Source organism: Hyunsoonleella aquatilis (assembly GCF_014270105.1).
Classification (GTDB): Bacteria; Bacteroidota; Bacteroidia; order Flavobacteriales; family Flavobacteriaceae; genus Jejuia; species Jejuia aquatilis.
Genome location: NZ_JACNMF010000002.1, coordinates 325,644 through 340,100, shown reverse-complemented (window position 1 = coordinate 340,100; position 14,457 = coordinate 325,644). Strand labels below are relative to the sequence as shown.

The following is a 14,457-nucleotide window of genomic DNA, read 5'->3' as shown; positions in this document are numbered from 1 at the left end:
CCTTCCCGCTATTAATCGAGTTAGTCAAACAACAATTAAAAACAATTTTTTATGCTCCTTCTAAACGTTCAGAGACATTAAATACTTCCTGTTGAGTGGAAACCAGGCCTACCTTGGCATTGCGCCTCTTGAACAACCACATTTTGAATTTAGTGGATAAGAAAAACAGAATCGGTACGACAATCAACGTTAAGAACGTTGCTATGAATAAACCATAAATTACAGTCCAGGCCAAAGGTCCCCAGAAAATTACGTTATCACCTCCCATATAAATGTTTGGATTGAATTCACTGAGCAATGTAAAGAAGTTGATATTAAAACCAGTTGCTAAAGGAATCAACCCTAAAATGGTGGTGATGGCGGTTAACAATACAGGACGCAAACGAGCTTTTCCACCTTTCACGATGGCTTCAATTAAATCATCCTGCTGTAAATATTGCTCATCCTCCAAATCTAAAAGTACCTTTTTACGGTCGATAAGCAGTTGGGTGTAATCCAATAATACCACACCATTGTTCACCACAATACCGGCCAACGAGATAATCCCCATCATCGTCATCATTATTACAAAAGCACTACCCGTGATGACGATACCGCCAAATACGCCAATTAAACTCAAGAATATGGCCAGCATGATTATCGCTGGTTTAGAAACAGAATTGAATTGGAAAATCAGAATAAAGAAAATTAAACCTAATCCTGTGAAGAACGCCCCCATCAAGAAGGCCATCTGCTTGTTTTGCTCTTCAATTTGACCAGTGTAATCTACTTTTACACTATCTGGCTTTTCAGTAAAGCTTTTCATTTCATTTTGAATCTTTGAAACGATAGCCCCTGCATCTGTATACCCTGGGGCCAATGCCGAATACAAGGTAACTACACGACGTACATCCCGATGTTTGATGGCACTAAATCCAGAATTATTCTTTTGTTGGGCCACTGTAGATACAGGGATTTCTTTAATCTTGCCAGAGGCCATATCCCTAAAGGTGATTCTTTGGTTGAAAATCGCACTGGTGTTATAGCGATTCTCTTCATTAAAACGGACATAAATGTCATAATCCTCGCCGTCCTCCTTATAGATTCCTGCTTTTTCTCCGAAGATAGAATTTCGCAACTGTGAGCCTACTTGTCCTGCGCTAACGCCCAATTCACCAGCCTTTTTTCGGTCCACTTCTACCTGCATTGTGGGCTTGGACTTGTTCACATCAATTTTTAACTCATCAATGCCCTGAATGTTTTTAGAATTGATGAAATCACGCATTTTTTCAGCCGTGGCAATCAGTTCGCTGTAATCATTGCCTTCCAGCTCTAGGTTGATAGGATATCCTGCAGGAGGGCCAACGGCATCCTTTTCAACGGAAATGGCTACGCCGGGGTAAATGCCCTGCAAATCTTCCTGAACTTTTTTCAAGAGAACGTTGCTGTCGGCACCATCCCTGAGTTTATACTCGCGCATGGTGGCCGTTATTTTGCCACGGTGGGGCATTTCTGCTTGGGAACCACCATCAGTTTGCGGATTTCCGGCACCAGCACCCACTTGGGATACTGCACTTTCAGTCAGGAAATTGAAGTCGCCTTTTAAGTAGGCCTCTTCGTTTAAGATTTTATAAACACGTTCCTCTATATCCTTGGTAATCGCATTAGTCTTTTCGATGTCCGTGCCTTCAGGATATTCAATGTAAACAATGATTTGATTGGGTGTGTTGTCAGGGAAAAACTCTACTTTGGTTCGTTGACTTCCAACGGAGGCACCAAATCCCATAAAAGCAATAAATAAAAGTACTACAGTGCCAATGGCAATAAATGCCGGCTTTCTGCCGCTTAAGGCACTGCGCAATATCTTTTCATAGAAGCGCTCCCATTTTGGCAATACTTTGTTTTGAAAGCTATTGGCCCATGAGCGCAGAAACAGGCGGTATATCCAAAGTAAAATTATCGCAACCACCATTAAACTTCCAAAGGCACGGTTTTCGCCACCAAAAATCATAATTAGTAAACCAATACCGCCTACAATCGCAGATATTTTAATAATGTTTTGAAGGGGCATTTCCTTATCCTCTGTTGTCATATACTGCGATACTAATACGGAGTTAAAAAATATGGCTACGAACAGCGAAGACCCTAAAACCACCGAAAGGGTTACTGGGAAATAAATCATAAATTCTCCCATAATACCCGGCCAAAGCCCCAAAGGAATAAAGGCAGCTACAGTGGTTGCGGTTGAAATTATAATGGGGAATGCAATCTCTCCAATGCCTTTTTTAGCCGCTTCTATGCGGCTCATGCCCTCGTCGCTCATCAAACGGTACACATTTTCTACTACCACGATACCGTTATCCACGAGCATTCCAAGCCCCATAATCAAACCAAACAAAATCATGGTATTCATGGTGTAGCCAAGCGTATTCAAAATCATTAAAGACATGAACATGGACATTGGGATAGCAAAGCCCACAAACAGAGCGTTTTTAAACCCTAAAAAGAACATTAACACCGTAACCACTAGAATAATCCCGAAGATGATATTGTTTACCAAATCATCTACTTGTCCTATGGTCTTTGAAGACTGATCGTTGGAAATCGTAACTTCCAAATCGGGTGGGAATACATTTGCAATGGCGGTTTCAACAATTACTTTGATTTGGTCTGCTGCCGCAACCATGTTTTCGCCGGCGCGCTTCTTTACATCAAGCATTACCACTGGATGGCCAAACTCTCTAGCGTAGGTGGTTTTGTCCTTGTCTCTAAAATTGACTGTTGCCACATCTTTGAGGTAAATGGAGTTGCCCATTTCGGATTTGACCACAAAGCGTTCAAGCTCATTAGGAGATTCAATTTCACCTATAATTCTAATTGTACGCCTCTGGCCACTTGCGATTAAATTACCAGCGGATATGGTCACATTTCCATTTCTGATGGCATCTGTAATGTCCCTAAAACTGACCTTTGCCGCCATCATCTTATAAATATCGACAGCTACTTCCACCTCTTTTTCCTGTGCACCACGAATATCCACTTGTTTGATTTCAAGTAAACTTTCTATTTCATCTTCTAAATATTCGCCATACTCTTTGAGCTTATCTACAGGATAGTCTCCAGAAATATTTATGTTGAGAATTGGCATTTCTTCGGACATACTTAAATCGAAGATGTTGGGTTCTACCTTCGCACCATTAAATGTAGGCCAGTCTTCGCTTGAGGTTTCGGTGTCTACTTCATCCTTTACCTTTTGCTTTGCGGCTTCAACCGTAATATTTTCATCAAACTCAACAACCACAAGTGAATAATCCTCCTGGGAGGTTGATGTGATTTCGACCACATTGCTTACCGTTTTTAATTTATCCTCGATGGGGTCGGTAATTAGTTTTTCTATATCCTCTGCGGTATTTCCTGGATATACAGAACTAATATATATTTTCGTTTCCTTCACCTCTGGGAAATTCTCGCGTGGCATGCTAAAATAAGCACTGGCACCCAGCATCAAAATCACGGCTATCAAAACATACATAGTGGTTTTGTTGTTGATAGCCCAAGAGGATAACGGAAATTCCTTATCTACTTTTTTGTTTTTTAAATCTTTTGTCATTGCTTCTTGGTCTTTGGATTAGTTAGCAGTTACCAGTTCCAAAATTTTCACGTCCTGTTCATCTTTAACACTACGCGCCCCCTCCATAATAATTTCATCACCGTTTGTAATGCCAGAAAGTACCTCGATATCATCTCCCTGAGTTTTTCCAGTTGTAATAATGGTACGTTTCGCTTTGGCCATTTTGCCCTGTTTATCAGAAATTGTGTAAACGTATTGGTCGCCTTCCGCATTTTCCGAAATGATACTCTGTGGAATCAAAATCGCTTTTTCATTGGTATAATCGTTAATCTTTAGTTTTGTCGTAAGGTTAGGTTTAATGGAGGCATCGTTCTTCGGAAGAGCCACTTCAACCTTAAACGTTCTATTGTCAGGATTTATAAAGTTTCCAGCTTGACGTACCTTGGCCTCGATATCTTTGCCTAAAACGGGGAAGTTTACTTTTACCAATTTCCCTGGAACAATATTTGCCACATAACGTTCTGGCACGTCCGTTTCAATGTACATATCGTCCAAGTTCACAATTCTAAAAAGTTGGGATTGCCCTGGTGCCACCACGCTACCCTGGTCTGTAATTACATCATCAATTGTTCCCGAAAAAGGAGCACGAACCAAGGTTTTGCCTACCTGTTGTTGAATCTGGTTTACCATTTCTTCCTGAGCCTCATAATTGGACTTGGCTTGTAAATATTGAATCTCGCTACCAATTTTTTGGTCCCATAAGCGCTTTTGGCGTTCAAATGTAGTTTTAGCCAAATCAGCTTGAATTTTGGCCTGGGCCAGTTGCTGGCTTAAACCGCCATCATCAATTTTTGCCAAGGTTTGCCCTTTGCTTACCTTTTGTCCCTCTTTTACATAAACCTTAGAAAGTACTCCGGCATATTCCGCCATTATGACCACATTTTGTTTTGTGCTTACGTTTCCTTGGAGTTCTACAAAGTGATTGAACTCTGTTTCCTTGGCATCAAATGTTGTGATTAATGGTATTTTTTCCAATGGATCTAGAGTTTTAATTTCCTTTTCCAAGAGCTTCAATTGTGTTGCAATCTCCAGGGCAGATGCGTCCAATTCAGCTTTCTTTTGACGAATTTGTTCTAAATCCTTTGAAGCTATAATGTCTTCAACCGATTTATTTTTATCTCCACCACAAGAAGTCAGTAAAATGGCGGTCAATAATATTACAACTGTATATTTCATGATGGCAATTATTTTAGATTTAATAGATTTTTAAGATTCGCTTTTTTATTGATGACGTCAATAATGGATTGCAAATATTCCTGCTGGCTACTGTATAGCTGGGTTTGAGCTTGTCTTAAATCAAAACTACTGGCAATACCTTCTTTAAATTTTATGGTATTTTTTCTTTCGATTTTTTCGGCAAGCGCCAAATTCTTCTGTTTATTGTCGTAGGTGTCAATGGCTAATTGATATTCGTTTTTGGCATTTTTAAATTCAAGGGTCAACTGATTTTCCATAATAATCAGGTCATTTTTTGCCACATCCCATTCAACTTTTGCCCTTTGTCTCCTTGATTTTTTTCCAAAAGAGCTGAAAATGGGAAACTTGATACTAACCCCGGTGGCCGTAGAGAAAAACCATTCCTGTTCAGGTTCAAAATAATTACCAAATGATTCAGAAATACCCAGGTAATTTGAATTGAGAAACGCGTTTACTTTTGGAAGTTGCTCTGACTTTTCCAGTTTATATAACAATCGCTTACTTTCGGTATCATTAGCGGCTATTTTGTAGTCAATATTGTTGCTTATTGGATGCGTATCGCTAATCAAATTCAAAGAAATATTTTCCACAATAAGGGATTCCAAAGTATCCGTTAATTCGATAGTTTCACTTTGGTCAATGCCAAGCAATATTTTTAAGTACCCTTTTGAAATACCATAAAGTGTCTCCAAACTTCTTAGGTTATTTTGCAAGCTGGAGAGTGTTAATTGCAATTGCTCAACGTCTTCTTCTTCGGTTAGTCCGTTTTCAAATATCTTTTTGGTTTCTTCTAGGTTATCAGATAGGACCTTGATATTGTTTTTGGTGATTTCAATACTTTCCTTAGTCAATAAAGCATTGTTATATGCGCTTACCACGTTGGCCTCTATGGTGTTTACCGTTTTGTCCTTGGCGTTTTGGGAAATTTCCAAGAACACCTTATTGGATTGCAATCCCACTAGGTAACCGCCATCAAAAATTAATTGATTAAGGGTAACACTTGGCGTCAATTGATGTTTTGGAAAGAAAAAAGAAAAAGGATCACCTGCTACGGGTTCAATTGGTCTTACCACATTGAAGGTGTAATCAACACTACCATTAATTTGGGGCAAACCAAGAGCCTTGGTTTCCCAAACCTGATGTTCAGCGGCCAAAATACTCAGGTCTGCATTCTTAATGTTCCTGTTGTTTTCCAATGCATAAGCAATGGCCTCATCCAGTGAAAAACTTCGTGGATTTTCTTGTGCGTTAGAAATGAACAAGAATAATAAACCAAAGCATAGAATCAGTTTGTGCTTCATTTTATGATTGATTAGAATTGATGTAATTGTTTAAAAAGTCTAGGCCTTTTGGAGTGCAAATGCCACGTAAATGATATTCTAGATAATTGCTCATCAGCATGGGGATGGAAAATTTATCCCTTGGGAATAAATCATCATCTTTTATGACGACCATTGCGTTGAAGTAGATTCTCGAGATGAAATCTACATGAAGGTCTTTTCTATACAAACCGAGGGCAACCCCTTTATTTAAGTTATCTATTACGCAATCTTGCATGACACAAAATTGCCTGTCCTTTAAGTTTTTGAAAATGGTAGGGTAATACTTTTGAAGTTGGTACAAAGGCGAAGATTTTTCATCCTTTAAGTGTTGCATTACAAATTGCTTGATGCTGTAAACCTCTTCTATCGGGTTTTTCTCCATGGCACAAATGCCGTCAATACCCGCCGAAATTACCTCAAATAAAGCCATGGTTGTAGCCTCCACCAATTTGGTTTTGTTATCAAAATGTTGGTAAATGGTTTTTTTGGACATGCCCAAACTAGTGGCAATATCGTCCATAGTAACGCTTTTAAATCCGTAATTCAAAAACAGTTCTGTAGCACCATGAAGTATCTTGTCTCTCATAATCGGGAGCAAAAGTACACTAGGAAACTTTAAAAACCCAAAAAGTTTCCATAGTTTTAATAATTATTTAGGCAATGATATACTTGTGTAACCTAATATTCCAGAAATATCAAGGGATTGACGGGCAGGTTAAATTTTTGTTAATATATTTTCTTCTCACTTCTTTGAAAAAAACACAATATCATAAAAAATAATCGACAAAAAACCTGTTGAAAAGTTTTTCCGCCTATTTCCGCCTATTGTGTTTTTTTTGTCTATATTTACAAAAATTAAGCGGAAGTTAGCCGTCAAACTAAAACTTCCGCTTTTTTCGAAAAACATATTCGGTGTTGCCGAACAAGCTTTTTATTTATTCAAATATACAAAAATTTATAATTATGGGAAAAGAATCTTTTTATCACGAATTGCTAAAGCAAGAGGAAGAACTGCTTAAAGCCCTGAAAAACATTCAAAACCTTAAGGAGTACTACAAGCCCTCGGGTACTGGAAAAATTAAGGAGGAAAAAAAGAAAACTGAGAAACCTACTGAAATCAAAAACAAGCCTAAGGATATAGAAATTGATTTTGATAAAGAGGATGCGCCTGTTATTGAAGGGTACAAAAGCAACGATACCTATAAAAAGAAAGTGGAACGTATTTTAAATCATCTAGGTACAGCCCTTTCGTATGATGTTGGGGCAATATTGGCAAAATTGGAAAATATGAACAAGGATTATGCGTACAAAAAGGCAAGGTCTAATCTGTCCTTATTGTATAGTGAAGGTATAATTGACAGAGATTACCCAGAAGGGAGCAAAAAAGCAGTTTATATGGCAAAAAAATAGGACTGTGCCAGCAGTCCTAATCCCCTCGTAGCTCAAATGGATAGAGCAATGGTGTCCGAAACCGTAGGTTGCAAGTTCGATTCTTGCCGAGGGTTCTAAAATATAAGGCTTCCATCATTTGGAAGTATCAGACAAGCGGTTAAAAGTGTGCCGTCTCTCATTAGGATAGGGCTTTTAACTTAATGTCGGAAAAGGGAGTTGATTTAGCGGTCGCTCCCTTTTTTCATTTACAAATATAGATTATTTTTTTGGCTCAGGAGGTTTTTTGTTTACGATAGCACCCAATACCTCTTTAAATTTGGGCTTCCTCTTATCTATTTTTACATCTTTTTTTGGACGTTCTATCTCGTCATTCTTTGTTTTGCTCACCTATCAAAGTTTTATAGTCCAAACGCTTGTTCACGCCGTTGGCAATAGCCACATCGAACTTAGAACCCTCGCTTAGATTTCTGTTATTGAACCTAAAGGTATATTCATTGATGTACTTATCCAAATGTTTTTTGGAAACATGGTGATATATACCGTCAATACCTCTTTTAAGGTGAGACCAAAAGTTTTCGATACTGTTGGTATGTACAACGCCGTCAACGTATTGCGAGGCGGAATGCCTAACGAAACTATGCTCGTAGAAGTTCCCCAAAAACTTATAAGCCCTGTATTCGTCGGTATATATTTTAGAGCCTTCCTCAACTTTATTTACCATAATAGGCACTAGCGTTGGTGTTCTCGTGTCCTTAACGGGAATAGCGTAAACCTTGCCGTTTCTTTCCAATATGCCCAAAACTGGGGTCTTGGTCTTAGTACTTCTACCTTGCGAAGCCTTAGTTTTCTTGTTGGCGTGTTTGTTTTTTTCCTTTCCGCCTATCCAACTTTCGTCAATCTCCACTTCGTTGGTAAATTTCTCGTTATCAGGCTTGTAAACTTCTCTAATCCTTTGCAGAACGAACCATGCCGTTTTTTGGGTAATCTTAAGGTCTCTCGCTAATTGGTGCGATGAAATCCCTTTCTTGTGGGCGGTAACAAGATATACGGCAACAAACCATTTTCTTAGGGATATCTTGCTGTCATGGAAGATAGTTCCCACCTTAACGCTGAACTGTTTTTTGCACCCGTAGCACTTGTAACGCCTAGTTTTTCCGTTCAAAGCTTTGACCTTGTTGCTTTCGCAGTAGGCGCAAGTAGGCTCACCGTTCCAACGTAGAACAGCTAAGTATTCCTCACAGATTTCATCCGTGGTGAAATAATCCAGTAATTCATATAAGCTATCGAAATCCCTTAAGTCTTTTGTCTTGTTGCACATGGTCTGTTAATTAGATATGTAAATATACACAGATTAATTTACATAATCAAATATATTTGTAAATATTTATGGAATTATTTACATTTACACTATGTTAAGAGACCTTAGAAACTTATATACGCTCATAATCGGGAACAAGGTTGTCCTGTTCGAGACGAACCTTAAAGATTTTGTTCAGCTTTTAAATGATTTTGAACCAGAAACAAGGAATTATCAATATCATTATCGAAAGTTCCAAAAGACGGACTATATAATGTTTACAAACTCTAAAGGGGTAGAGTTTCACATACAAAAAGTGTTTTAGGAACTGAAATAACAAAAATTTAACATTCCCCTAAATCATACATTCCTTATGGGTTCAGGGGTTACACAAGTATATCATTGCCATTATTTAACATTCGGTTCACTTTAATAACGTTTTACTATGGAATCTGGAGGACATTCTTTTTGAACTTTTTTAAATTGACTTCGCTTATAAATTGAATTCCATTATTTTTGTGCGATGCTTTCCATAGAAAAATACCAACAGGAATTTATTGCTTATTTAAAAGCATATTCCACCGAAAAAGAGCCCAAAAACCTGTACGAGCCCATCAGTTATATTTTGAGATTGGGGGGCAAACGCTTAAGGCCTGTACTTACTTTGATGACTGCTGATGTTTTTAATGGTAATTATAAAGAAGCTCTAAATGCCGCTTTGAGTGTTGAGGTGTTTCATAATTTTTCCTTGGTACATGATGATATTATGGACGATGCCCCATTGCGAAGAGGTCAGCAAACAGTGCATGAAAAGTGGGATGTGAATACAGGAATACTCTCTGGGGACGCCATGCTGATTTTGGCCTATCAATTGTTTGAAAATTATGAACCGGAAACGTTTCAGGCCTTGGCCAAATTATTTAGTAAAACGGCCCTGGAAGTTTGTGAAGGCCAACAGTACGATGTGGATTTTGAAACCCGAAACGATGTGACCATTCCTGAGTATTTAAAAATGATTGAATATAAAACTGCGGTTTTGGTAGGGGCGGCCATGAAAATGGGGGCTATTGTTGCAGAGACTTCCGAGGCAGACCAAAACCATATTTACCAATTTGGGAAAAACTTGGGCATTGCCTTTCAATTGCAAGATGATTATTTGGATGCGTTTGGCGACCCAAAGACTTTCGGAAAGCAGGTGGGCGGTGACATCATCGAGAATAAAAAAACCTATTTGTATTTAAAAGCTTTAGAATTTTCTTCGGATGAAGATAAAATAAAACTAACGGAATTGTTTTCCACAGCATTGAAAGATTCGGAAGCTAAAGTCGATATTGTTAAGAAGATTTTTGTGGATTCAGGTTCTGCCGACGCTACAAAACAGGCCATTGCAGACTATACGTCTTTGGCATTTTCAGGATTGGAACCCCTCAATATATCTGATGAGAAAAAGGCAATTCTTAAAGGCTTTGGAACTAACCTTATGAACCGAACCGTTTAGATGCAACTGCCTAATACCTTCGACGGCCTGATAGAAAGGGCCAGCCATTTGGATTTATATAAAAAACTTATTCGTCAGTTAAACAAAGATTTTTTATTGGCTAATCTCGAATTGGACTTGCATGAGGAGGTTTTGCCCTCCAGCTTAAAATTAGTGCTTCAGGATACCGTATTTCAACTGATTAATCAGAAATTTACGGAATACCTCAATCTGCTATATATTGTTGATGTGCCTGAAAAAGAAGTGAAGCAGTTGGACGGTTTTGATGTTGTAAAACTATCCGAAGAAGTTACTTTTTTAATTTTAAAAAGAGAATTGCAAAAGGTGATTTTTAAGGCGAAATATTCTTAGAAATCCTTTTTTCTTGCCTTAAGGCGAATTCTTATTACGGGCAAAACAATCCACAGCACCAACATGATAAATGAAGCAATCAACCCGAAATTGGTGCCAAAGAATTTTTTAAAAATAGCCCCAGTGTAGCCCAATAATGCTGAAATATCAAGTTTCAAAAGGATTAAGGTTCTAGATAAATCAATTGGATTGAGCATGGTGCCTATCAATGAAAATTTATCCAAAGGATATTCCTCAAATAGAATTAAGGACATCAAAAATAAACCGTCATAGATTACCGCTAAGAACAGCCATAACAGGATAGCAAAACCAAATCCCTTGATTTTATTTTCGTTAGAAAGGGCTATGTTGAAAGCGAGGGCGGTAAAAATAAATGTCAAAAAGCATCCCGTAATCAACAACAGTGAAAAATCCCAAATTGTGGCACTTTCAAAAAGGCCGTACAGTATAAAAGGTATCCCCAAGCCCAAAATCAAACTCATGGATAGGGAGATAGACACCCCCAGATACTGACCTAAAAATATCGAAGAACGCTTTAAAGGTTGTGCCAGCAATAGCTCGGTAAACTCTTTGGAATTATAATAATACATGACGCCAAAAATTGTCCCAATCAATGGTACTAAAATAATGATGACGTTCATTAAAGTGATTACGGCTTTTGAAAGGTCGTTATTCAAAAAAAGTAACACAAGACCGAGCAACAAGTAAAATGCCAAGTATATGTAGCTCCAACGGCTACGCATTAAATCATAAAAGCTGTATTTTAATATTTTAAGCATGGTTTTCTGATAAAATATTGGCTATCGCACGTTCAAAATCCTGCTGATTTGTTTTTTGCTTTAAGGAATCGATAGAACCTCTAAAATATATTCTGCCCTCTAATAAAAATACAATCTCATCGGCGACTTCCTCCACAAAACTCATAATATGTGATGTGATTAAAATCGTCTTTCCCTTTGCTTTTTCCTGTTGAATGAGTTCCTTTAAATGGATGAGAGAAATAGGGTCGAGGCCAGTGGTAGGCTCATCCAAAATAATCAACGGACTGTCGAACATAAAGGTCAAAATGATATTCACTTTCTGTTTGGTCCCGCCGGATAGTGTTCCTAATTTTTTATCTAAAAAGGGTTCCAATTCAAAACGCTTGATAAGTACTTTATCAAGGTCCGTTTGCCCTCTTAAGTCTTTTATCATTTTGATGAGTTCCTTGACTTTTAAGTTGTTCGGGAAGTTGGCAATTTGGGGAAGGTAATCGATTTGATGCCTGTATTCAGAATCATTTTTAATGTTTTTGCCAAGTACCGAAATGGTTCCTTTTTTTGGAATCACCATGCCCAAGATAGATTTAATCAACGTGGTTTTTCCTGATCCGTTAGGTCCTAAAATCGCAAAAATACCACCACTATTAATATCGAGTTCAATGCCGTCTAGCACAACATTTTTTTGATAGCTTTTATGTAGATTTTGAATACTTACCATGTTGCCTTTTTAATTAGTGGGTATCGATCCATTAAATTGTCTGGAGTGAAAACAGGTGAGACTTTTTCAGAAAAATCAATTAAATCGATAAACAAGCTTCTTAGCAAAATGATAGTTTCTGGCGTTTTATTCACAATATAGGAAAACAGTTTTACAGGTCGGTAGGGCACGTCTCCAATACCGTCTTTGTCCAAATCGTAACCCGTATAGTTGCTCCAATAATTCCTGTTAAAACTATTGTCGTTCACCTTACTATTATAAGATATGTCAAACGAATTATACAAAAAGTTGTTGCTCCTAAATGCATTGCCGTAACATGCCCCGCGTACTTTTACCGCCCATCCGTTATTTTTGAAATCGTTGTTGGTATAGTTAATCCTGTTGGAGCCTTCAATGTTAATCCCAATAGTATTTTCCTCAAAAGTATTGCCTTTTATTTCGGCATCATTTATTTCTTTCAAAAGCATGCCATAGGACGCCGTACCCCAGTTTTTCCTGAAAATATTATCAACCATTTTTATTTGTTTCGAAAACATAACGGCTACGCCTGCACCGTTGTTTTCAAAAATATTGTCTTGGTAAATATCATTGTTCGAAAACATAAAATGAAGGCCATACCGCAAATTTTCGGCACTCACATTGTTTTTTATTAAGCAATGATTGGCAAATTCCAAATAAATACCATCACGCACATGCTCCACATAATTATGTTCAATTTCAATATGATTGCTATACCACAATTGTATGCCATTTCCTGAATTATGCTCTTCAACGGCATCACCAATCACCTTGTTGTGGTAGATTTTACCATGGTTTGATTTTTCTATATAAATGCCAAAAAACAGTTTTTCCAAGACTAGATTTTGAAGCGTGAAATTTTTACTTTTTTTCACACGAATGGCCGCATAATCTTCGGTATAGCTGGTTCCAACGTTTATGATGAACAAGCCGTCGATTGTAACATCATCTGAAACTATCGTAATGATTTCGCCTTTGGATTCCCCATCAACTATCGGATAGTTTTCGCCAATAAGGGTTAGGGGTTTGTCCACAATGATATCATGCTCCTTGTAATGGCCTTTTTTAATTTGGATAGTGTCAAAATCCTTTGCCGCTAGAACAGCCTTTTTGATTGAAGCGATAGGGCAGGTGTTGCACACTTCAATCTGTTGAGCATAACCAGTAACGGTCATTGTGATGACCCACATGAAAGCAAGGATTTTTTTCATGAAACTAACCTTTTAATTTTACCAACAATTGGTCCCAGGTATACAACCGGCCTCCTTTTTTTGCTAAGGTTTTTTCGGCTTCTTGTTTCGTTTTGAATGCTGATAGATAAGCACCCATAGGGCTTGGGATGTTTTCGCTGATTAAAAATGTGGCTTTAGTAGCGTCGATCAGCGCTTCGGGGGTATTATAGTCATTGGACAGATACAGCTTTATTTGAGTGGTATCAAATTCTTTCATGAAACTGATCATGCATTCGGTGGCGTCAAATTTGTATGCCTTTCCTTTTTGGGTCACAATTTCTGCGGCGTGCACTTTATCAACTATCGTCATTTTGCAAAAATGACAACCATCATTGCCGTAATTTATAGGCTGTGGGTTTGAGTTGCAACTTAAGACCAAAAGTAGCAGTCCAGATACGCAAAAGTGGATTAAACGTTTCATTTTTAGTGTTTTTTAGTGTTTTCAAAATATGGAGGGTTATGTTTTCTTATGTCTTTTTTTTCCAATTAAATAGGCAAAGAATGAAGAGACTATGCCGAGACCTAAAAACAATGCTCCCAACCTCGGATAAGAGTGTGCGGTAAAATTCAAAATATCTTTACTCCCGAAAAGGGGAGGCTGAAAGCCCATTATTGAGCCATCTGGGTTTGTAAATTTCATGATGGCCTTCGGGTCTAAATCATGGCCGTAATCGTGTTCCCATAGATAAAAATCATACAGTCCTGCGGCACTCAATAAAACCATTAAAATGAACCAGTACAAAAACCATTTGTAGTTGCCTTTGAAGGCGATGATAAGTCCGATAATGGTGGTGATAATAATCCCTATTGGGAAAATTTTAAACTCTGGAATGGCCTCTGGGATGTATTTCATGCCCACGTAGTGATTCATCAAATTGATGTTTTTGATGTCGTGAGGATGTACATCCGAAAAATCATTAATATGAATATTCATAGCCAATGGAATGGGGTATTGTGGGGCTTCCAATGTAATGCGCCATAAGGGGAATAGAAACAGCCCTAAAGGTAGGATGGCTGCAATAAGCATGATGATGTTGGACCTTTTCATAGTTGAGGTTTAT

The 14,457-nt window shown here is 38.0% G+C and carries 13 protein-coding genes and 1 tRNA gene; 4 read left to right on the top strand and 10 right to left on the bottom strand.

All coding sequences use genetic code 11. The features are described 5' to 3' along the window. Nucleotides 1-49 precede the first annotated feature (49 nt). From H7U19_RS06935 to H7U19_RS06920, 4 genes are read right to left on the bottom strand one after another with little or no spacing between them, the layout of a single operon-like run. On the bottom strand, nt 50-3,589 hold the full coding sequence (locus H7U19_RS06935) for an efflux RND transporter permease subunit (RefSeq protein ID WP_186560592.1): 3,540 nt from the start codon (nt 3,587-3,589) through the stop codon (nt 50-52). A gap of 18 nt (nt 3,590-3,607) precedes the next feature. Further along, nucleotides 3,608-4,786 carry an efflux RND transporter periplasmic adaptor subunit gene (locus tag H7U19_RS06930; protein ID WP_186560590.1) on the bottom strand — a complete coding sequence of 393 codons (1,179 nt, stop codon included), beginning with the start codon at nt 4,784-4,786 and terminating at the stop codon, nt 3,608-3,610. Between the two features lie 8 nt (nt 4,787-4,794). Beyond that, nucleotides 4,795-6,108 (bottom strand): TolC family protein, encoded by a 1,314-nt coding sequence (locus H7U19_RS06925; RefSeq protein WP_186560588.1) that lies wholly within the window; start codon nt 6,106-6,108, stop codon nt 4,795-4,797. A 1-nt stretch (nt 6,109) separates the two neighbouring features. After that, nucleotides 6,110-6,715, bottom strand: coding sequence for a TetR/AcrR family transcriptional regulator (locus H7U19_RS06920; RefSeq protein ID WP_186560586.1), 606 nt, complete (start codon nt 6,713-6,715; stop codon nt 6,110-6,112). Between the two features lie 377 nt (nt 6,716-7,092). On the opposite strand from H7U19_RS06920, the gene H7U19_RS06915 reads away from it, so the two are divergent. Beyond that, the gene (locus tag H7U19_RS06915) at nt 7,093-7,539 is read left to right on the top strand and encodes a hypothetical protein (protein ID WP_186560585.1); all 447 of its coding nucleotides are present in this window, start codon (nt 7,093-7,095) and stop codon (nt 7,537-7,539) included. A 21-nt stretch (nt 7,540-7,560) separates the two neighbouring features. Then, nucleotides 7,561-7,634 (top strand) — tRNA-Arg (locus tag H7U19_RS06910). A 254-nt stretch (nt 7,635-7,888) separates the two neighbouring features. Here the strand turns inward: H7U19_RS06910 and H7U19_RS06905 are convergent. Further along, a complete protein-coding gene (locus H7U19_RS06905) occupies nt 7,889-8,839 on the bottom strand; it encodes an IS1595 family transposase (protein ID WP_186560583.1) in 951 nt (316 codons plus the stop codon). Between the two features lie 502 nt (nt 8,840-9,341). Between H7U19_RS06905 and H7U19_RS06900 the strand changes: the two genes are divergently transcribed. Next, nucleotides 9,342-10,316: a polyprenyl synthetase family protein gene (locus H7U19_RS06900; RefSeq protein WP_186560581.1), complete on the top strand. Its 975-nt coding sequence runs from the start codon at nt 9,342-9,344 to the stop codon at nt 10,314-10,316. After that, entirely contained in the window at nt 10,317-10,667 is a 351-nt protein-coding gene (locus tag H7U19_RS06895) for a hypothetical protein (protein WP_186560579.1), read from the top strand. Here H7U19_RS06895 and H7U19_RS06890 read toward each other — a convergent pair. Genes H7U19_RS06890 through H7U19_RS06870 form a run of 5 tightly spaced genes read right to left on the bottom strand, consistent with a single transcriptional unit; the run spans nt 10,664 to nt 14,444 of the window. Continuing rightward, a complete protein-coding gene (locus H7U19_RS06890; protein ID WP_186560577.1) occupies nt 10,664-11,446 on the bottom strand; it encodes an ABC transporter permease in 783 nt (260 codons plus the stop codon). The genes H7U19_RS06895 and H7U19_RS06890 overlap by 4 nt on opposite strands. Continuing rightward, entirely contained in the window at nt 11,439-12,146 is a 708-nt protein-coding gene (locus H7U19_RS06885) for an ABC transporter ATP-binding protein (RefSeq protein ID WP_186560575.1), read from the bottom strand. Before H7U19_RS06885 ends, H7U19_RS06890 begins: the two co-directional genes overlap by 8 nt. Continuing rightward, complete coding sequence (locus H7U19_RS06880; protein WP_186560573.1) at nt 12,140-13,375, bottom strand: nitrous oxide reductase family maturation protein NosD; 1,236 nt, start codon at nt 13,373-13,375, stop codon at nt 12,140-12,142. The genes H7U19_RS06885 and H7U19_RS06880 overlap by 7 nt, the downstream gene beginning before the upstream one ends. Nucleotides 13,376-13,379: 4 nt before the next feature. Beyond that, a complete protein-coding gene (locus H7U19_RS06875) occupies nt 13,380-13,817 on the bottom strand; it encodes a nitrous oxide reductase accessory protein NosL (protein WP_186560571.1) in 438 nt (145 codons plus the stop codon). A gap of 36 nt (nt 13,818-13,853) precedes the next feature. Continuing rightward, nucleotides 13,854-14,444, bottom strand: a complete 591-nt coding sequence (locus H7U19_RS06870; protein ID WP_186560569.1) for a hypothetical protein — start codon at nt 14,442-14,444, stop codon at nt 13,854-13,856. Nucleotides 14,445-14,457 lie beyond the last annotated feature (13 nt).